The organism is Curtobacterium sp. ABR8 (assembly GCF_057812125.1).
In genome coordinates this window covers 337,741-356,960 of sequence record NZ_CM173818.1, presented here as the reverse complement: position 1 = coordinate 356,960, position 19,220 = coordinate 337,741, and the positions used below count along the sequence as shown (strand labels likewise).

The 19,220-nt window shown below is 72.8% G+C and carries 17 protein-coding genes; 11 read left to right on the top strand and 6 right to left on the bottom strand.

The features are described from left to right. Positions 1-53: 53 nt before the first annotated feature. Positions 54-782, top strand: coding sequence for a type 1 periplasmic-binding domain-containing protein (locus tag ACXKZB_RS01745; RefSeq protein WP_488824461.1), 729 nt, complete (start codon positions 54-56; stop codon positions 780-782). 24 nt (positions 783-806) lie between these two features. On the opposite strand, the gene ACXKZB_RS01740 is transcribed toward ACXKZB_RS01745, so the two are convergent. The 5 genes from ACXKZB_RS01740 to ACXKZB_RS01720 form a co-directional block, all read right to left on the bottom strand. Beyond that, on the bottom strand, positions 807-1,730 hold the full coding sequence (locus ACXKZB_RS01740; protein ID WP_488824460.1) for an ROK family protein: 924 nt from the start codon (positions 1,728-1,730) through the stop codon (positions 807-809). Continuing rightward, the gene (locus tag ACXKZB_RS01735) at positions 1,727-3,415 is read right to left on the bottom strand and encodes a dipeptide ABC transporter ATP-binding protein (RefSeq protein ID WP_488824459.1); all 1,689 of its coding nucleotides are present in this window, start codon (positions 3,413-3,415) and stop codon (positions 1,727-1,729) included. Before ACXKZB_RS01735 ends, ACXKZB_RS01740 begins: the two co-directional genes overlap by 4 nt. Next, a complete protein-coding gene (locus ACXKZB_RS01730; RefSeq protein ID WP_488824458.1) occupies positions 3,415-4,308 on the bottom strand; it encodes an ABC transporter permease in 894 nt (297 codons plus the stop codon). Before ACXKZB_RS01730 ends, ACXKZB_RS01735 begins: the two co-directional genes overlap by 1 nt. Further along, complete coding sequence (locus ACXKZB_RS01725; RefSeq protein WP_222659204.1) at positions 4,305-5,264, bottom strand: ABC transporter permease; 960 nt, start codon at positions 5,262-5,264, stop codon at positions 4,305-4,307. Before ACXKZB_RS01725 ends, ACXKZB_RS01730 begins: the two co-directional genes overlap by 4 nt. A 93-nt stretch (positions 5,265-5,357) precedes the next feature. Next, positions 5,358-7,154: a peptide ABC transporter substrate-binding protein gene (locus ACXKZB_RS01720; protein ID WP_488824457.1), complete on the bottom strand. Its 1,797-nt coding sequence runs from the start codon at positions 7,152-7,154 to the stop codon at positions 5,358-5,360. Positions 7,155-7,370: 216 nt separating this feature from the next. On the opposite strand from ACXKZB_RS01720, the gene ACXKZB_RS01715 reads away from it, so the two are divergent. The 6 genes from ACXKZB_RS01715 to ACXKZB_RS01690 all read left to right on the top strand — a co-directional run bounded on the left by ACXKZB_RS01715 (position 7,371) and on the right by ACXKZB_RS01690 (position 14,264). Next, positions 7,371-8,555: an ROK family protein gene (locus ACXKZB_RS01715; protein WP_488824456.1), complete on the top strand. Its 1,185-nt coding sequence runs from the start codon at positions 7,371-7,373 to the stop codon at positions 8,553-8,555. Then, entirely contained in the window at positions 8,548-10,095 is a 1,548-nt protein-coding gene (locus ACXKZB_RS01710) for a M81 family metallopeptidase (RefSeq protein ID WP_488824455.1), read from the top strand. The genes ACXKZB_RS01715 and ACXKZB_RS01710 overlap by 8 nt, the downstream gene beginning before the upstream one ends. After that, the gene (locus ACXKZB_RS01705) at positions 10,092-10,832 is read left to right on the top strand and encodes a copper homeostasis protein CutC (protein WP_396289890.1); all 741 of its coding nucleotides are present in this window, start codon (positions 10,092-10,094) and stop codon (positions 10,830-10,832) included. The genes ACXKZB_RS01710 and ACXKZB_RS01705 overlap by 4 nt, the downstream gene beginning before the upstream one ends. Before the next feature lie 90 nt (positions 10,833-10,922). Continuing rightward, the gene (locus ACXKZB_RS01700; RefSeq protein WP_488824454.1) at positions 10,923-11,942 is read left to right on the top strand and encodes a Gfo/Idh/MocA family protein; all 1,020 of its coding nucleotides are present in this window, start codon (positions 10,923-10,925) and stop codon (positions 11,940-11,942) included. Continuing rightward, on the top strand, positions 11,939-12,967 hold the full coding sequence (locus ACXKZB_RS01695; protein ID WP_488824453.1) for a Gfo/Idh/MocA family protein: 1,029 nt from the start codon (positions 11,939-11,941) through the stop codon (positions 12,965-12,967). Before ACXKZB_RS01700 ends, ACXKZB_RS01695 begins: the two co-directional genes overlap by 4 nt. A gap of 49 nt (positions 12,968-13,016) precedes the next feature. Further along, entirely contained in the window at positions 13,017-14,264 is a 1,248-nt protein-coding gene (locus tag ACXKZB_RS01690; RefSeq protein WP_488824452.1) for an MFS transporter, read from the top strand. 15 nt (positions 14,265-14,279) lie between these two features. On the opposite strand, the gene aztA is transcribed toward ACXKZB_RS01690, so the two are convergent. After that, positions 14,280-14,912: a zinc ABC transporter ATP-binding protein AztA gene (gene aztA, locus ACXKZB_RS01685; RefSeq protein ID WP_488824451.1), complete on the bottom strand. Its 633-nt coding sequence runs from the start codon at positions 14,910-14,912 to the stop codon at positions 14,280-14,282. Positions 14,913-14,962: 50 nt separating this feature from the next. Between aztA and aztB the strand changes: the two genes are divergently transcribed. The 4 genes from aztB to ACXKZB_RS01665 are packed head-to-tail and all read left to right on the top strand — an operon-like array spanning position 14,963 to position 19,180. Continuing rightward, positions 14,963-15,841, top strand: a complete 879-nt coding sequence (gene aztB / locus ACXKZB_RS01680; RefSeq protein ID WP_488824450.1) for a zinc ABC transporter permease AztB — start codon at positions 14,963-14,965, stop codon at positions 15,839-15,841. Further along, positions 15,838-17,049 carry a YncE family protein gene (locus ACXKZB_RS01675; protein ID WP_488824449.1) on the top strand — a complete coding sequence of 404 codons (1,212 nt, stop codon included), beginning with the start codon at positions 15,838-15,840 and terminating at the stop codon, positions 17,047-17,049. Before aztB ends, ACXKZB_RS01675 begins: the two co-directional genes overlap by 4 nt. Continuing rightward, positions 17,046-17,972, top strand: coding sequence for a metal ABC transporter solute-binding protein, Zn/Mn family (locus ACXKZB_RS01670; protein WP_488824448.1), 927 nt, complete (start codon positions 17,046-17,048; stop codon positions 17,970-17,972). The genes ACXKZB_RS01675 and ACXKZB_RS01670 overlap by 4 nt, the downstream gene beginning before the upstream one ends. Before the next feature lie 29 nt (positions 17,973-18,001). Then, positions 18,002-19,180 carry a hypothetical protein gene (locus ACXKZB_RS01665; protein WP_488824447.1) on the top strand — a complete coding sequence of 393 codons (1,179 nt, stop codon included), beginning with the start codon at positions 18,002-18,004 and terminating at the stop codon, positions 19,178-19,180. Positions 19,181-19,220 lie beyond the last annotated feature (40 nt).

Below are 19,220 nucleotides of genomic sequence, written 5' to 3'. Positions count from 1 at the left end.
GACAGCCGCCGGAGTCGGCCCGGTGGGGCGCACCGACGTGTTTCGATGATGCAGTGACCCGCCTCGCCGCCCGGACGACCGTCCTGCTGACCGCCGTCGCCCTCGTCGGCGCCGGCGCCGCCGTGCTGGCCGGGTGCTCGGCGACGCCCGGCGGGACCGACGCAGGAGCCGGAACGGACGCCGGTACCGGCACGACGGCGACGGCCCACGCCACGGCCGGTGCCCTCGGCGCGGGCTTCTCCGACCCGACGCGGCCGCCGGCACCCGAGGCCACCATCCACCCGGAGCCGGGTTCGTGGTCCGGGGTGCACGCCCCCGACGGTTACGACGTCGTGCTCCTGTCGGACGCCGGCGACGCGGAGGACGCTCCGACCCGGACCCTGCTCGACGCCGTCGCGTCGTGGGCGGCGGACGAGGACGTCACCGTCACGACGGTGTCGGCCACGGACGCCGACGACCGGATCGCCGCGGTCACCCGGGCGATCGACGAGCGGTCCGACCTGGTGATCAGCGTCGGCAACCACATGGTCGACCCGCTCGCCGCGGTGTCGCCGACCGCGCTGCACCAGCAGTTCCTGGTCGTCGGCGCCGAGATCGCCGAGCCGACGTCGAACGTGACCGCCGCGGACTGGACCGGCGGCGGCTTCCGCGGCGAGGGACTCGGGCCGTCGAGCCACTACGACCCGTCCACCTTCACCGAGGAGCGCGCCGACCGCGCGCTGCGTGCGGGCCTGGCGGCGGTGCTGCACGACCTGCGCGGCATCGTCGTCTGGGTGCGCTGACCCCGGCTGCCGCCGAGCCGGCCGCTACGCCGGCTCGGCCTCGAGCACCAGCGCGCGCACCTGCGACGCGGCGCCGAGCGCGACGGCGTCCGACCCGAGGGTCGACTGCGCCAGGCGGATCGTCGCGCCGCTCACCGGGGGCTCGGCCGCGATCGCCGCGGTGATGGCCGGTTCGAGCAGGTCCCACGACCGCGCGATGCCACCGCCGATCACGATCGTCGTGACGTCGAGGATGCCCGCGGTGAGCAGGGCGGCGCGCGCCAGTCCCCACCCCGCGGCCTGGAACACGGCCGCGGCGTCCGTGTCACCGGCACGTGCGGCGACCGCGACGTCGCGCGCCGACAGCCGCCGGCCGGATCGTTCGGCGTACCGGTCGGCGATGCCGCGGGCGCCCGCGATGGTCTCGAGGTGTCCGACCTGTCCGCAGGTGCACAGCGCGTCGCCGAAGCCCGGCACGTGGCCGATCTCACCGGCGGCGCCGCGCGGCCCCGCGAACAGCCGTCCGCCGAGCACGAACGCACCGCCGACCCCGGTGCCGAGGGTCATCCCGAGCACGTCGGACTCCCCCGCGACGGCGCCGGTGGCGATCTCGCCGAGCAGGAACGCGTTCACGTCGTTGTCGAGCGTCGCCGGCACGCCGAGGGCGTCGGTGACCGCGCGGGTCACGCCGTAACCGGCCCAGCCGGTGAACGAGTTGCCCGTCACCAGGACGGTGCCCGTGGCCGCGTCGACCACGCCGGCCGCGCCCACCCCGACACCCGCCAAGGAGGCCCGGTGCCGGACGAGCAGGCCCGTCACCGCTCCGACGGCGGCCGTCACGATCGCCGCCCCGCCCGCGTGGGCGGGCGTCGGCAGGTCGACGCGGTCGACGACCTCGAGGTCGGGGGTCGTCAGGACGACCTTGGTGTTCGTGCCGCCGACGTCGACGCCGGCGATCACCCGGGTCACGCGGTCACCGCCGCGAGCGACGCGAGGCGCTCGGTCCGCCGCTGCCGTTGCAGGACGGGGTCCGGCACGGGCACGGCGGCGAGCAGGCGCCTGGTGTAGTCGGTGGTGGGGTGCAGGAGCGTCGTGCCGGTGGTGCCCTGCTCCTCGACGACCCCCTGGCGCATCACGACGACGCGCTCGGCGAAGTGCTGCACCACGGCCAGGTCGTGCGAGACGAACAGGCACGCGAAGCCGAGGTCGTCCTGCAGCTCGCCGAGGACCTCGAGCACGGTCTCCTGCACGCTGACGTCGAGCGCCGAGGTCGGTTCGTCGGCGACGAGCAACCGCGGCTCGAGCACCAGGGCACGGGCCAGCGAGACCCGCTGGCGCTGCCCACCCGAGAGCTCACGCGGGGCCCGGGACGCCAGGGTCCGCGGCAGCCGGACGGCGTCGAGCACCTCGTCGATCCGGCGGCGACGGTCCGCCGACGACATGCCGCGGCGGTGCACGGCGAGCGGTTCGGCGATGCACTCCGCGACGGACATCCGGGCGTCGAGCGAGGCCACGGGGTCCTGCAGCACGACGCCGATGCCGGACCGGAGTGCCCGACGGTCACGGCCCTTGGCGCTGCGCAGGTCCTGCCCGAACAGCGACACCGTGCCGGACGTCGGCTTGACGAGCCCGAGCGCCACCCGGGCCGCGGTGGACTTGCCGGAGCCGGACTCGCCGACCAGGCCGACCGTCTCGCCCGCGTGCACGGCGATGTCGATCCCCTGCAACGCGTGGACGGCGCGCGCCCCGCGCCCGAAGGTCACCGAGACGTCCCGCAGGTCGACCACCGGGGCCGCACCGGGCCTCCCGGCCGCCGCGTCAGCGGAGCCCGCGCCGACCGGAGCGGCGGGACGGTCGCCCGCCACGTCGAGCCGCGGCACCGCGGCGAGCAGGCGCTTCGTGTACTCGTGCTCCGGACGGAGCAGGACGTCCTCGACCCCGCCGGTCTCGACGATCTCGCCCTGCAGCATGACCGCGACGCGGTCCGCGAAGTCCGCGACGACGCCCATGTTGTGCGTCACGAGCAGGACGCCCGTGCCGGTGTCGACGGCGAGCTTCCGGAGCAGTTCGAGGATCTCGGCCTGCACGGTCACGTCGAGCGCGGTCGTCGGCTCGTCCGCGATGAGCAGCTTCGGCGAGTTCGCGATCGCCATCGCGATCACCACGCGCTGCCGCTGCCCGCCGGACAGCTGGAAGGGGAACGACCGGGCCCGCTGCTCCGGCGACGGGATCCCGACGCGGCGGAGCAGGTCGACGGCCTCGGCCGCGGCCGCGGACGCGGAGACGTCGCGGTGGTTCCGGATCACCTCGGCGATCTGTGCGCCGACCCGGGTGAGCGGGTCGAGGGCGGTCGCGGGCTCCTGGAAGACCATCGACACCGTGGAGCCCCGCAGCGCACGGAGCGACGGTTCGGAGGCGCCCACCACCTGGTGTCCCGCGACCTCGGCGCTGCCCGTCGCCGTCGCGTTGCCGGAGAGCAGGCCCATCGCGGCGAGCGCCACGGTGGACTTGCCGGACCCGGACTCGCCGACCAGGGCGAGCGTCTCGCCGAGGGCGACCGTCAGGGACACGCCCCGCACGGCCGACACGGTGCCGGACTCGGTGCTGAACGAGACGCCGAGGTCGGACGTCCGCAGGATCGGTTCGGTGGTCATCAGCGGCCCCTCACGTCGAAGGCGTCCCGGAGCCCGTCGCCCACGGCGTTGAACGCGCAGACGATCAGGATCACGGCCAGACCCGGCGGCACGATGAGCCACCAGCGTCCGGAGTACGCGGCGGTGAGTCCCGCCGAGAGCATGCCGCCCCAGTCCGTCGCCGGCGGCTGCACGCCGAGCCCGAGGTACGAGACGTAGGCGACGAGCAGGATCGCGTCGGCGACCTGGAAGGTGGCGGCGACGACGATCGTGGACACCGAGTTCGGCAGCAGGTGCTTGCCGATGGCGCGGGCGTGCGAGCCGCCGATCGCGCGGAGCGTCAGCACGTAGTCGCGGTTCTTCAGCGTCAGGGTCTCGGCGCGGATCAGGCGGGAGGGCACCAGCCACGACACCAGCCCGAGGATCAGGATGAGCCCGGCGACGCCGGGGGTCGTGATGGCCGAGATGACGAGCAGGATGAACAGCGCCGGGATCGCGATGCCCGCGTCGACGACGCGCATCATCAGCGCGTCGACCCAGCCGCCGACGTACCCGGCGACGGAACCCCAGAGGGTTCCGACGACGGTGGCCAGGACCCCGGCCGCGATGCCGACCATGAGCGAGACCTTGCCGCCGTACATGAGCCGGCCGAGGACGTCGTGGCCGACGGCGTCGGTGCCGAGCCAGTGGGCGGCGCTCGGACCCTGGTTGGCCTGCTCGAGCAGGGTGTGGGTCTGGTCCGTCGGGTACAGGAGCGGGCCGACGAAGCAGAACAGGACGATGACGACGATCACGGCCAGGCCGATCACGGCGAGCGTGTTGCCGCGGAACCGGCGGGCGGCGAGCCGGAACCCGGTGGCCGCGACCGTGACGGGCGTGCCCGGGGCTTCGGGTGCCAGTTGTACGGCGCTCATGCTCGGCTCGCCTTCACTCGGGGATCGATCAATGACTGCGCGACGTCGGCGAGCAGGGTGCCGATGACGGTCGCGATGGAGATGACGAGGACGCAGCCGAGCAGCGTCGGGTAGTCCGACGACTGCGCCGCGTTCCAGAACAGGAGCCCCATGCCGGGGTAGTTGAAGAGCTGCTCCGTGACGAGGGCACCGCCGAACAGCACGGGCAGGTAGTAGCCGAGCATCGCGACGACGGGCGTCAGCGAGTTCCGGAACACGTGGCGGCGCAGGATCGTCATCGTCGACGCTCCCCCGGCGCGGGCGGTGCGGACGTAGTCCTCCTGCAGGTTCTCGAGGGTGGAGGCCCGCATGTACCGGCTGAACACGGCGATCATCGCGAGCGCTCCGGTGACGACGGGCAGGACGAGCCCGGCCGGGTCCTGGAACACCTCGGCGAGGGTGTTGCCGCTCGGTGCCTGCGACGGCAGCCACGGCAGCTGCTGGCTGAACACGATGATCAGGACGAGGCCGAGGAAGAAGGCCGGCGTCGAGTAGAAGACGAAGGCCAGCGCGGTGGCGGCGTAGTCGACCGCGCCGTTGCGGCGGGCTGCCTGGAGCATGCCGACCGGGATCGCGACGACGAGGCCGAGGACGGCGGAGATGCCGGTGAGGACGAGGGTCTTCGGCAGGCGCTCGGCGATGAGCTGCGACACCGGTTCGTTGAGCGTGTACGAGGTGCCGAGGTCACCCGTGAGCAGGCGGCCGAGGAACCGCAGGTACTGCACCGGCAGGGCCTGGTCGAGTCCCTGCGCCTGGTTGAACGCGGTGATCTGCGCGGGCGTGGCCGAGACGCCGAGGACACCGCGGGCGGGTCCGCCGGGCAGCGCGTGCAGCAGGCAGAACACCACGATCGTGACGATGAGGATCACCGCGAGCGCCTGCAGGACGCGCCTGGTGAGGTAGAGGACTGTGGTCATGCGGCTTCCGTCGTCTGGGTTGTTGCGTCGGAGCGGACGGGAGGCGCGGTGCGCGTCGGGCGCACACCGCGCCTCCCGTCCGTGGTCACGGTCTTACTTGGTCCACTTCCACTGGGCCGGGTGGAAGTTGGCGAGCGAGTCCTGGTCGAACCCGGACAGGCCCTTCTTGACGACCGAGATCTGGTAGTCGGGGCTCGGCAGCCAGATCACCGGCAGGTCCTTCGCGACCGCTGCGCTGTAGTCCTGCACGGCGGTGGCGTCGGTCGAGGTGGTGGTCGCGTCGATGAGGTCGTCGACCTGTTTGTTCGAGTAGCTGCCGAAGTTCGCCGAACCGCCGGTCGAGAAGAGTGACTCCCCGGTCGGGTAGGCCGGGAAGTACCAGCTGCCCGCGGTGCCGAAGAACGACAGGTCCCAGTCGCAGCTGGCCTCGTCGCTCGTGCACGTCGGGGTCTGCGACAGCACGCTCGACACCGGCGCGGTCTTGATGGTGAAGCCGATGCCGGTCTTCGCGAGCGAGGACTGGATCGCGCTCATCATGTTGTCGGTCACGGTCGAGCCGGACTGCGACAGCACGCCCATGGTGAACTTCGTGCCGTCCTTGACGCCCTCGCCGCACTGGCTGTCCGACGTGCCCGGGTCGGTGCAGACCATCGTGCCGCCCTGCTCCTCCCAGCCGTGGCTGGTCAGCAGGTCCTTGGCCTTCGACGTGCTGAACGGGTAGGGGTTGTCCTTCTGCACGTCGGAGACGTAGTCGGACTCCTGCGCCTGCGGGATCGGCCCGTAGGTCGAGGTGGCGGTGCCGTTGAAGACGACCTTCGAGAGGGACTTCTGGTCGATCGACATCTGCACGGCCTGGCGGGCGTACAGCTGCTTGAAGACCGCACCCATGTCCGGGTTGTTGAAGTTGTACGGCATGTACGTGATCGCCCAGCCGGTCCACGGCTCGACCTCGTAGCCCTTCGCCGTGAACGACGACTCCTGGTCCATGTCCGTGGCGTTGATGTAGCCGTAGTCGACCTCGCCGGAGCGGACCGCGTTCACCTCGGAATCGGCCGTCGTGAACGGCAGCAGGTTGACGGTCGTGATCGAGGGCTTCTCACCACCGTCGTACTTCGTGTTCGCGGTGAGGGTGACCTTGCCGGCCGTGGTGAACGCCTTGACGCCGTAGGGACCGGAGATGGTCTTCCACAGGTCGTCGGTGGCGTAGTCGGAGATCTTGCCGGCCGCGGTGTTCAGGTACTTCCAGACCTGCTTCGCGCCGGCGGTGGTCTCGTCGGCGTCGGTGACCTTCGCGCTCGCGCTCGTCTTGTCCCAGGCGTGCTGCGGCAGCGGGATGATGTGGCTCAGCTGGTTGGCGAGCATCCAGTCCGAGTTGTACGCCTTGTCGAACGTGATCGTGAAGTGGGTGTCGTCGACGGCCTTGAACGACGTCCAGTTGTCGGGCGCCTTGCCCTTCGAGTACGAGCCCCACTGGTCCTTGTTCGCCTTGATCAGGTTGAACCAGAACTCGACGTCGCGGCTGGTGATCGCCTCGCCGTCGGACCAGTGCCGGTCACCGAGGGTGATCTCGACGCTCTTGCCGTCGTCGGCGAACTCCGCGTCCGTGGCGACGGAGCCGTCCTTGTTCCACGCGATCTTGCCGGTGGAGCCGTCGTACGCGACGAGCGGCTCGTACAGCGACTGCGCGATGGAGCCGTTGTTCGTGTTGAGGTGCGCGGCGGTGCCGATCGGCAGGATCCAGTTGGGCGTGAAGTTGGCGGGGAGGGCGTAGTCGATCTCGTCCGTGTTCGCGTTCGAGGTGGCGGAGCCGCCCCCGGAACATCCGGCGAGCAGGGCGCTCACGGCGAGCGCTGCTCCGGTGAGGAGCGCCCAGCGGCGGGGCTTGGTCATGTGTGTCTCCTGGTGCGTGGGAGTTCTGGGGAGGTGGAGCACGCGTGCCGAGCGGCACGCACACAGTCAATGGCCAAAGCCGTTGGAAAAACAAACATCTTCGTGTAAAAACTGCGTTTCTGCCGATCGGACGAAAGGGTGAACGGGCCGTTCCGCCGGTTAGGCTCCGGGTGTTCGGTCGGATCGACCGTTGTTTCCCCCGGATTGGAGAAAGTCGTGACGGACCTCTCTGCTCGCGTCCTCGAACTCGTCGCGTCCGGCCAGGCCGCGAGTCGCACCGAGATCGCCACGCTGCTCGGCGCCGCTCCGTCGACGGTGTCGCACGTCGTCAGCCAGCTGCTGTCGCACGGGTTGCTCGCGGAAGAGGGCACCGACGTCTCGACCGGTGGACGCCCGCGCAAGGTGCTCCGCATCGGCGGCGTCGACGAGTACGCGGTCGCCGCGGACGTCGGCGGCGGCCACGCGCGGGTCGGGATCGTGCTGCCAGGAGGCGCGCTCGAGTCGGTCGCGAACGTCCCGTTCGCCCTCTCCGACGGTCCGACCGCCGGACTGCAGCGACTGGCTGGCCTGCTCGAGCGGCTCGCGGACGACCGTGGTCGCGCCGGCCTGCGCGGGGTCGGCCTGAGCCTGCCCGGCCCCGTCGACGTCGAGGCCGGTGTCGTCGACCTGCCGAGCCGGATGCCGGGGTGGAACGGGTTCCCGGTGGCGGCCTGGCTGTCCGAACGCTTCGGCCTGCCGGCGATCGTCGACAACGACGCGAACTGCATGGCCGCGGGCGAGCAGAGCGTGCAGCCTCCCGCACGCCGTCAGACCATCACGATCAAGGCCGGGTCGGCGATCGGCGCGGGCATCGTCATCGACGGCCGCCTGTACCGCGGGTCAACGGGCTCGGCCGGCGACATCACCCACGTCCGGATCGACGCCGCCGGTGACACCCCCTGCTCGTGCGGGAACACCGGGTGCCTCGAGACCGTCGCGTCCGGGGCCGCCCTGGTGCGGATCCTGTCGGACGCCGGGGTCGACGTCTCCTCGACCGCCGACGTCGTCCGACTCGCTTCGGACGCCCACCCCGAGGCCACCCGTGCCGTCCGCCTGGCCGGACGGTACCTCGGCGAGGTACTGGCGGCCAACGTGAACTTCTTCAACCCGGACGCCGTCTACCTGGGCGGCATCCTCTCCACCCTCGACCCCTTCATCGCAGCGGTGCGCAGTCAGCTCTACGAGAGCTGCCACCCGCTCATGACGCAGCACCTGGCCATCGAGCCGGTGTCGCTCGGCGCCGATGCCGGGCTCGTCGGTGCCGGGCAGTTCGCGCTGCAGCGGGGCCTCGCCGCCTCGCTCGAGGAACTGTCCACCCCCATCCCGCAGTCCACCACCAGGAACAGGAGCGTCCGTGTCTGAGACCGTGTCCGCCGCCCCCGCCGTCGCCCGACGCCCGGTCGTCGCCATCGCCGGACTGGCGATCGAGACGTCGACCTTCACGCCCACCCGCACGCACGCTCCGGCGTTCCACCCGGACCGCGGCGACGAGGTCGTGGCGCGGTACCCGTTCCTGTCCGCGATGTCGGACACGGCCGACTTCCGCGGGGCGCTCATCGGGCACGCGCTGCCCGGCGGCATCGTGGACCGCGCCTCGTACGAGGAGCTCGCGACCGAGATCGTGACGCGACTGCGCGCGATCGTCGACACCGAGCACGTGGACGGCCTCTGGTACGACATCCACGGCGCGATGGTCGTCGAGGGGCTCGACGACGCCGAGACGGACCTGCTCGGGCGGATCCGCGCGGTGATCGGCCCGGACGTCGTCGTGTCGGCGTCGATGGACCTGCACGGCAACGTCACGCGGGAGCTCGCCCACCAGGTCGACCTGGTGACCTGCTACCGGATGGCCCCGCACGAGGACGCCATGGAGACGAAGGAGCGGGCCGTCCGCAACCTGGTCGACGTGCTCACCACCCGTCCCGCCGGCGCGCAGCGCCCCGTGAAGGCCTGGATCCCGATCCCCGTCCTGCTGCCCGGCGAGCAGACCTCGACCCGCCTCGAACCCGCCGCCTCGCTGTACGCACAGGTGCCGCTCGTCGAACAGACCGACGGTGTGCTCGACGCCGCGATCTGGGTCGGCTACGCCTGGGCGGACCAGCCGCGCGACCAGGCCGTCACCGTCGTCACCGGATGGGACGAGGCCGCCGTCGCCGCCGGCGCCGAGCGACTCGCCCGAGCCTTCTGGGACGTCCGCGAGGACTTCGTGTTCGTCGCGCCGACCGGCACGTTCGAGGAGTGCCTCGACGCGGCACTCGCTCCCGGCGCCGCGCACCCGTACTTCGTGTCCGACTCCGGCGACAACCCCACCGCGGGCGGCTCCGGCGACATGACCTGGGGCCTGACGCAGGTGCTCGCCCGCCCGGAGATCCGCGACCCGTCCGGCCCGACGGTCGTCTACGCGAGCGTGCCCGGACCGGCCGCCGTCGCCGCAGCGGTGGAGGCCGGCGTCGGCGCGACGGTCACCGTGACCGCCGGTGCGTCGGTGGACCACGTGCACGCGGGCCCGATCACGATGACCGGCCGGGTGCACGCGATCAAGCACGGCGACCGCGACGCCGAGACCGAGGTCGTGCTGCAGGTCGGCAGCGTGTTCGCGATCCTGACGAAGCTCCGGAAGCCGTACCACCACGAGCACGACTTCACCGACCTCGACCTGGCACCGCGGCAGGCGGACGTCGTCGTCGTGAAGATCGGGTACCTCGAGCCGGAGCTGTTCGACATGGCCGCCGACTGGATGCTCGCGCTCACCCCTGGTGGTGTCGACCAGGACCTGCTCCGTCTCGGACACAACAGGATCGCGCGCCCGATGTTCCCCTACGATCGAGTGTTCCCCGAGGCCCCGGACCTGACCGCCAGGATCATCCCGGCCTCGGACCAGCCACTCGGAGCCTCTGCATGACCCCTTCGCCCGTTGCACTCGAGATCGCGGTCACGTCACCCCAGGGCGCCGTCGTCGCACGGGACGGCGGGGCCGACCGGGTCGAGCTCTGCGTCGGGCTCGAGCTCGGCGGTCTCACCCCGTCGCAGGCCCTGGTCGAGACGACCCACGAGACCGGGATCCCGGCGCACGCGCTGGTCCGGTGCCGCCCCGGCGGGTTCGTGCACACCCCCGACGAGGTCGAGCTCATGGTGCGCGAGGTCCGGACGGTCCTGCGATCCGGAGCCGCCGGCGTCGTCGTCGGTGCACTGCGCCCCGATCGGACCCTCGACGAGGACGCCCTGCGGCGCTTCGTCGACGCCGCCCGCTCGGTCAGTGCGACGGCCGAGATCACCCTGCACCGGGCGATCGACCACGCGGTGGACCCCGTCGCCGCAGCAGCCACGCTCGCGGCGCTCGGCTTCACCCGCGTGCTGACGTCCGGCGGCGCCCCCACCGCGGGTGCCGGCGCAGCCACGATCGCCCGGATGGTCGACGCCGCCGGGCCGGTGCAGGTCATGGCCGGTGCCGGTGTCACCCCCGCCGACATCGGTGCGCTCGTCGCCACGGGCGCAGCCGCCGTGCACCTGTCGGCCAAGCGGGCAGCGCCGGACAGTGCGCACGCGGGGGTCCCGATGGGCGGCGCCGACGACGGCTCAGCACACTTCGTGACCGACGCCGAGGTCGTGGCCGCCGCGCGACGCGCCCTCGACGCCTGACACCGGGCCCGGGTCAGCCGCGACGCCCGGCTCGGTAGCATGGCGTCGTCCCCGTCACCGTCGACCGGCCCACCCCGCGAAGGAGCCCCGATGCCCCCGACCCCGCCACGGATCGGCCTCGTCGGCGCCGGCGGCATCGCACACGCGCACGTGCCGGGCCTGCTCCGTCTCGGCCCGGTGGTCGTGTACGCGCAGGACGGCGCTCCCGCACTCGCCGCCGCGTTCGGCCCCGCAGCAGCGGCGGCGGGATCGTCGATCACCGTCGTCGACTCGCTCGACGACCTGTTCGCGGCCGTCGACGTCGTGGACGTGGTGACACCGACCTTCGCCCACGCCGAGGTCGTGCGCGCCGCCCTCGCCGCCGGCAAGGACGTCGTGTCCGAGAAGCCGCTCGCCCGGACCGACGCCGACGCCACGGACCTGGTGTCCCGTGCCCGTGAGGCGGGCCGACAGCTCTACCCGGCCCACGTGGTGCGCTTCTTCCCCGCGTACGTGCGCCTGCACGAAGCCGTCACCACGGGCCTCCTGGGCGACCTGGCCGTCCTGCGGTTCGTCCGCTCCGGCGCGTTCCCGATCCGCACCGCGTGGTTCGCCGACCGGGCACTGTCCGGCGGCATCGTGATGGACCAGATGATCCACGACCTCGACATCGCCCGCTGGGTCGCCGGACCGGTCACCACGGTGTCGGCGGTCGGCGTCCGCGCCGGCACCGAGGCCGAGCCGGTCGAGGCGGCGCACGTCCTGCTCACGCACGAATCCGGGGCGATCAGTCACGTCGCCGGGATCTGGGGGCCGCAGCACCTCGCGTTCTCGACCGAGTACTCGGTGACGGGCACGCGCGGCAGCCTGGCGCACCGGTCGCTCGACGAACAGGACTACGTCGCCGACCTCGCGGTGCCCGACGCCGCGGACGGCTTCCTGCCCGAGGTCGACCCAGCCGACGACCCGTACGGACTCGAGCTCGCCGAGTTCCTCGGGGCGTTCGCCGGTGGTGCCGCACCCCGGGTGACCGCGGCGGACGGCGCCGAGGCGGTCCGGATCGCGAACGCGGCACTCGAGTCGATGGACACCGGACAACCGGTGCACCTGGCGGCGGGGGCCCGCGCATGACCGCCCTGAAGATCGCCGTGATGTCGTTCGCCCACACCCACGCGATCGGCTACCTCACCGCCCTCGCCGCGATGCCCGGGGTCGAGGTCCGCGGTGCCGACCCGGACGGCGTCAGCACGGGCGACGCGGTCGTCGAGCTGCGCGGCCGCGACCTGGCCGACGAGCTCGGGGTCGACTACGCGGACACCTACGACGAACTGCTCGCCTGGGGCCCGGACGCGGTCGTCGTCACGAGCGAGAACGCCCGGCACCGCGGACTCGTCGAGGCCGCGGCAGCCGCCGGTGCGCACGTCCTGTGCGAGAAGCCGCTCGCCACCACGTGGGAGGACGGCCTCGCGATCCGCGACGCCGTCGAGGCCGCGGGGGTCATGCTCATGGTGGCGTTCCCGGTGCGGTTCACCTCGGCGTTCGACAAGCTCCGCGCGGCGCACGACTCCGGTGCGCTCGGGCAGCTGTTCTCGGTCCGCGGCGCGAACAACGGCATGCTGCCCCTGACCCGGTCGTGGTTCACCGAACCGGAGCTGTCCGGCGGCGGCGCGATCGTCGACCACGTCGTGCACATCGCGGACCTGCTCGAGGGGCTGATGGGGTCGGCCCCCGTCACCGTGACCGCGGTGGCGAACCGCACGCTGCACGCGGCCCGGGCGCAGGCGGAGACCGCCGGACTCGTCACGATCACGTACGCGAACGGCGTCGTCGCCGCGATCGACTGCTCGTGGAGCAAGCCGGACACCTCGGCGGTGTGGGGTGGGTTGACGCTCGACGTCGCCGGGACGGGCGGCACGGTGTCGGTCGACTTCTTCGGGGCGGCTGCGCGCGGGATCGTCGCGGAGACCGGGCTGCCGATCGAGTCCCGCACCGGCGCCGACCCCGACGCCGTGATGCTCCGGACGTTCGTCGACGCCGTGCGGTCGGGCGTGCAGCCGCAGCCGGACGTGCACGTCGGGCTCCGGACGCTGTCGATCGTGCTCGCTGCGCAGGAGTCGGTGGCGACGGGCCGCACGGTGCCGGTACCCGGCGAGTAGCCACACGACACGCGGGAATGGCCCGCGACCGGCGCTGCTTGACGAACCCATGACCTCGTCAGCAGAGCGCCGCGGGTGGCTCGGTGTCACGTCCGTCGCACTCGGATCCTTCGTCCTCGTGCTCTCCGAGTTCCTGCCGATCGGGCTCCTGCCCGCCATCGCCGCCGACCTCGACGTCGGGATCGGCACGGCCGGGCTCATGGTCGTCGCCACGGGGCTGGTCGGCGCCGTGGCTGCACCGGTCGTCACCGTCCTGACCTCGCGCGTGGACCGCCGCGTCGTGCTCGTGTCGTTGACCGTGCTGCTCGTGGTGGCGGACGGGCTCGCGGCGATCGCGCCCTCGTTCGGTGTGCTGCTCGTGGCGCGGATGCTCCTGGGCGTCGGCATCGGCGGGTTCTGGGCGATCGGCGCCGGCATCGCCGGTCGACTGGTCCGGCCGGCCGCCACGATCCGGGCGACCTCGCTCATCACCGCCGGGGTCTCGGTCGCGACGGTCGTGAGCCTGCCGCTCGGCGCCCTCGTCTCGTCGCTCGCCACCTGGCGGCTCGCGTTCGTCATCGGCGGCGTGCTCGGTCTGGTCGCGCTCGTCCTGCAGCTCGCGATGCTGCCGCGCATCCCCGCGCAGCAGCAGGTCCGGTTCGCGACGCTCGGGTCGCTGCTCCGCGTCCCCCGCGCCCGCGTCGGTCTGATCGCCGCCGCGTTCCTGTTCGCCGCCCAGTTCGCCGCGTACACGTACATCGCCCCGTACCTGCAGGACCTGGTCGGGGTCGGCCCGGACACCGTCACGCTCGCGCTCCTGGTGTTCGGCGTCGCGGGGATCGTCGGGAACTTCGCCGCCGGCTTCACCCTGGGCCGGAGCGTGCTCGGGACGATCAGTGTGTCGAAGGTCGCCCTCGCAGTCGCCGTGGTCCTGCTCCCCCTGCTCGCGCACTCCGTCGTCGGGGTGTTCGTGCTGCTCGTGGTGTGGGGGCTGGTCTGGGGCGCGTTGCCGCTCGGCATGCAGACGTGGATGTCCACGGCGTCGCCCGCCGGGTCCGAGACCGGGCTCGCGCTGTTCGTCACGACCATCCAGCTCGCGATCGCCGCGGGCTCGGTGCTCGGCGGCGCGGCGGTGTCCTCGTTCGGGCTCGCCGCGGACTTCTGGTTGTCCGGAGGGGTCGCCGTCGTGGGCGCGATCGTGCTCGTCTCCCTCGGGCTGCGCCGCTCGAGCGCAGTGCCGGTCGCCGACGAAGCTCCGGCACCGGCACCGGCGCCGGTGACGACCTCGACGGGTTCCGTCGCCGTCGCCTGCCCCTGACCGCTGCCCGCGCCGTCAGGGCACGGGCAGCGTGACCACGGCGTCGGCGGCGGCGATCGCCGCGGGGTCGTGCGCGGCGTGCACGACCACGACGCCGTCGGCTGCCTCGGCGGCGAGCGCCGCCACCACGAGCGCCGCCGACTCCGTGTCGACGCCGGCCGTCGGTTCGTCGACGAGCAGCACCCGTGCCCGTTGCGCGAGGCCGAGCGCGACGAGCGTCCGCTGCCGCTGACCGCCGGAGAGCTCGTCGAGCGGACGGTCGGCGAGGTCCGCGATCGCCATCCGCTCGAGCTGCGCGTCGACGACGGCGCGGTCGTCGCGGCCGAGCGGGCGCCACCAGGCCCGGTGGCGCCACCGCCCCATCGCGACGGTCGCGCGGACGGTGAGCGGGAGCGTGGTCGGGGGCACGGACTGGCTCACGTGGGCGACGCCGTCGGACGGGAGGCCCGTGATGCGCCCGGCGGTCGGCCGCAGCACACCGGCGACCACGTCGAGCAGCGTCGACTTGCCGGACCCGTTGGGTCCGGTCAGCGCGGTGACCCGGCCGGCGGCGAAGGTCGCGTCGAGGCCGTCGAGGACGGTCCGCTCCCCGCGCAGGGCGGTCACCCGGTCGAGTCGGACGGCTGGTGGCGGGTCGGTCGCTGGCACCTGAACACGCTATCAGTATCGATACTCGTTTTCATGTAGCGTCTCGGACCGTGACCTGGCTGACCGATCCCTTCACCGTCGACTTCATGGTGCGCGCCCTGACCGGTGGCGCCCTGGCCGCGGTCCTGTGCGCCGTCGTCGGCACCTGGGTGCTCGTGCGCGGGATGGCGTTCCTGGGCGAGGCACTGTCGCACGGCATGCTGCCCGGCGTCGCGATCGCAGCCCTCACCGGCGTCCCCGCGGTGCTCGGTGCCGCCGTCAGCGCCGGGGTGATGGTGTTCGGCGTCGGGGCGCTGCGACGACGCGGTGGCTTGTCGTACGACACCTCGATCGGGTTGCTCTTCGTGGGCATGCTCGCGCTCGGGGTCATCATCGTGTCGGCATCGAGGTCCTTCGCCACCGACGTCACCGCGATCCTGTTCGGCGACGTGCTGGCCGTCACCCGCGCCGACCTCGGCGGACTGGCGGTCGCGGTCGCCGTCGCACTGGTCGTCGCCGCCGTGTTCCACCGGCCGTTCACCGCCCTGGCGTTCGACGTCCGCAAGGCCGCGACGCTCGGCCTGCACCCACGGCTCGCCGAGGTGGTCCTCATCGGCCTGGTCACGCTCGCCGTCGTGGCGTCCTACCGCGCGGTGGGGACCCTGCTGGTCGTCGGACTGCTGCTCGCGCCCGCCGCAGCGGCCCGCGCCTGGACGAAGCACGTGGCCTCGACGATGCTCCTCGGCGCGGTGCTCGGTGTCGTCGCCGTGCTGGTCGGGCTGCTCGTCTCGTGGCACGCCGGCACCGCCGCCGGCGCCAGCATCGCGGCCGTCGCCGTCGCGGGGGTCGCCCTGTCCCGCGCGACCGCCGCGGTCGCACGCACGATCGCGCGCGCCACCGCACGGAGCGACGCACACCCCGTCCGAACACCAGCACGAGAGGCACCATGAACCACGACCCGACCACCGACCGCGCGAACACACGACTCCGGACGACACGACTCCTGGGAGCCGTGGGCCTGACGGCCGGCCTCGCCCTCGCCGCCACGGCGTGCTCCACCACCTCGGCGCCGCAGGCCGACGTCGCCACCGCGACCACGGCTCCACACGGGTACGTGGCGGGCGCGACCGAGTCCCAGGAACCCCAGCTGGGCCTCCTGGCCGTCGCCGCGACCGGCGAGACGGCGCTGCACGACCTGCTCACCGGCGAGACGACCGACCTGGACCACGTCGACGCGGCCGAGCACGCCGCGACCGACGGCCGGTTCCTCGTGACGAGCGACGGCGACCGCACCACGGTCGTCGACGGCGGCTCCTGGACCGTCGACCACGGCGACCACACGCACTACTACGCCGCCGAGCCGCGCGTCGTCGGGACGCTCGCGGGCGGCGGCCCGGTCCAGGTGCACTCCTCGGAGACGTTGACCACGATCGCCTGGCCGGAACGCGGCGAAGCAGTGGTGCTCGACCGCGCGGCACTCGGGCAGGGCGAGCTCGACGAGACCGCACGACTGGACGCAACCGTGCTGCTGCCGCTCGGCGAGCACCTGGTGGCCGCCGAGGGCGACACCGTCCACGTCCTCGATGCCGACGGAGAGCGGACCGGGTCGACCGGAGCCGGACGGCCCTGCACCGACCCGGCCGGCGGGATCGTCACCCGCGCCGGCGCCGTGGTGGGGTGCGCCGACGGAGCCGTCGTCGTCGACGACGCCGGCGGGACCTCCTTCGTCGCGCTGCCGGACGACGCCGAGCGACCGACCGACTTCGCCGCGCGGGCCGGCCGCCCCACGGTCGCCGGACTCGCGGGCGACACCGGGTTCTGGCTGCTCGACGTGCGGGAACGCGCGTGGCAGCACGTCGCGACCGAACGGCCACTGCGCGCCGTGGTCGCCGTCGACGACCAGGACGAGCACGTGGTCGGGGTCGACGACACCGGCCGGGTCGTCGTCGTGACCGCGTCCACCGGTGCCGTCGCGACCACCGCTCCCGTGGTGGACGGCGACACCGCGCCGCTGCTGCAGCTCGACGCGCAGCGCGCCTACGTGGCCGACCCGACGAGTGCCGTCGTGCACGAGATCGACTTCGCGGACGGCGCCCGCGTGGCCCGGACCATCGAGTTGCCGTTCGCGCCCGCCGCGTTCGCCGAGGTGGGACGGTGAGCGGGAGCACGCCCGTCCGGCGCACCGCGCGGACACTGACCGTGGCGCTCGTCGTCGCAGCCGTCGCCGTCACCGCCGCCGGCTGCACCACCGCGGGCTCGGACCGTCCGCTCGTCGCCGTCACGACGAACATCCTGGGCGACGTCGTGACCGAGGTCGTCGGGGACCGGGCCGACGTCATGGTGCTCATGCCGCCCGGTGGCGATCCGCACTCGTTCGAGGTGTCCGCGCAGCAGGCGGCTCGACTCCGGAGCGCGGACCTGGTGGTCGAGAACGGCCTCGGGCTCGAGGAAGGGGTGGCCCACCACGTCCGCGCCGCGGCCGACGACGGCGTGCCCGTGTTCACCGCCGGCGACGCGATCGACGCCCTGGAGTGGACCACCGATGACGACAGCGGCCCCGATCCGCACTTCTGGACGGACCCCGCGCGGATGGTCGACGTGGTCGAGGCCCTCGACGACGAACTGGACGCCGTCGGCATCGACGCACCCGGCACCGAGGCGTACACCGACCGGCTCGACGCCCTCGATGCCGACATGACCGCCGCCTTCGAGACCGTCCCCGCCGATCGCAAGGCCCTGGTGACGAACCACCACGTGTTCGGGTACCTCGCCGACCGCTACGGGTTCCGGGTGGTGGGGGCCGTGATCCCGAGCGGCACGACCCTGGCATCCCCGAGCGCCGCCGACCTGCGTGACCTGGCGGACGCGATCGAGCAGGCGGGCGTCCCGACGATCTTCGCCGATGCCTCGCAACCCGCACGCCTGGCCGAGGTCCTGGCGGAGGAGGTCGACGTGCAGGTGTCGATCCGCTCGCTGGCGACCGAGTCCCTGACCGAGGACGGCGCGGCGTCGACCTACCTCGGGATGATGCGCTCGAACACCGAGGCGATCGTCGACGGCCTGGCGACTCCGATTTCTTGATGAGAATGAGAATCAGTACAGTGATGTCCATGACCAGAACCAAGACCCTCCGCGCCGCGGCACTGCCGACCGCGCTGCTCGGTGCCGCAGCCCTGGCCCTGACCGGGTGCGCCACCACCACCGCCGACGCCGAGCGGACCTCGACCCCGAAGGCCGACGGCACCCGCATCACACTCACCTACGACGGCGGGCTGCTCGTGCTCGACCAGGACCTGCGGGTCGTGGCCGACGACGCCGTCGACGGCTTCACCCGCGTGAACCCCGCCGGCGACGGCCGCCACGTGCTCGTCACGGTGCCGGAGGGCTTCCGGGTGCTCGACACCGCGGCGGACCCGGCCCTGACCGACGCGCTCTTCCCGGCCGACACCGGCGGGCACGCCGTCGTGCACGGCGACCGCACCGCCCTGTTCGCCGACGGCACCGGCGACGTGACGACCTTCGACAACACCGAGCTCGACGGCGCCGAGCTGCCCGAGGTCGAGACGACGGAGTCCGAGGCCGCCCACCACGGCGTCGCGATCGAGCTCGAGGACGGCACGCTCCTGACGACCATCGGCACCGAGGAGAGCCGCTCCGGCGTGCGCGCCCTGGACGCCGACGGCGAGGAGATCACCCGGTCCGAGCAGTGCCCGGACGTGCACGGCGAAGGTGCGGTCTCGGGTGAGGTCGCGGTGTTCGGCTGCACCGACGGCGCCCTCGTCTACACCGACGGCGCGTTCGAGAAGCTCGACGCCCCCACCGAGTACGGCCGCACCGGCAACCTGTTCACCACGGACACGTCATCGGTCGCGGTCGGCGACTACAACGACGACCCGGACAGCGAGGGCTACCTGCTCGACCAGATCGCCCTGATCGACGCGGCCTCGGGGAAGTACACCGTCGCGGACATGCCCGACGGCGTCGGCTTCACGTTCCGCGACCTCGCACGCGGCCCCGGCGACGAAGCGGTGGTCCTCGGTGACGACGGCGCCCTGCACACCTTCGACGAGACCACCGGCGACCAGCTCGACTCGTTCCCCGTGATCGACGCGTGGGAGGGCCCGGCCGAGTGGCAGGACGCCCACCCCGCCGTGAAGGTCGCGGGCGACATCGCCTACGTCACCGACCCCGCCGAGCAGAAGGTGCACGCGGTCGACCTGACCACCGGGAAGGTCGTCGCCTCCAGCGACGCACTGCCGGGCGTGCCCAACGAGATCGCGGTCGCGTAGCGCTCTGCAGGCGACCACGTGCAGACGGGAGGCCCGGTGC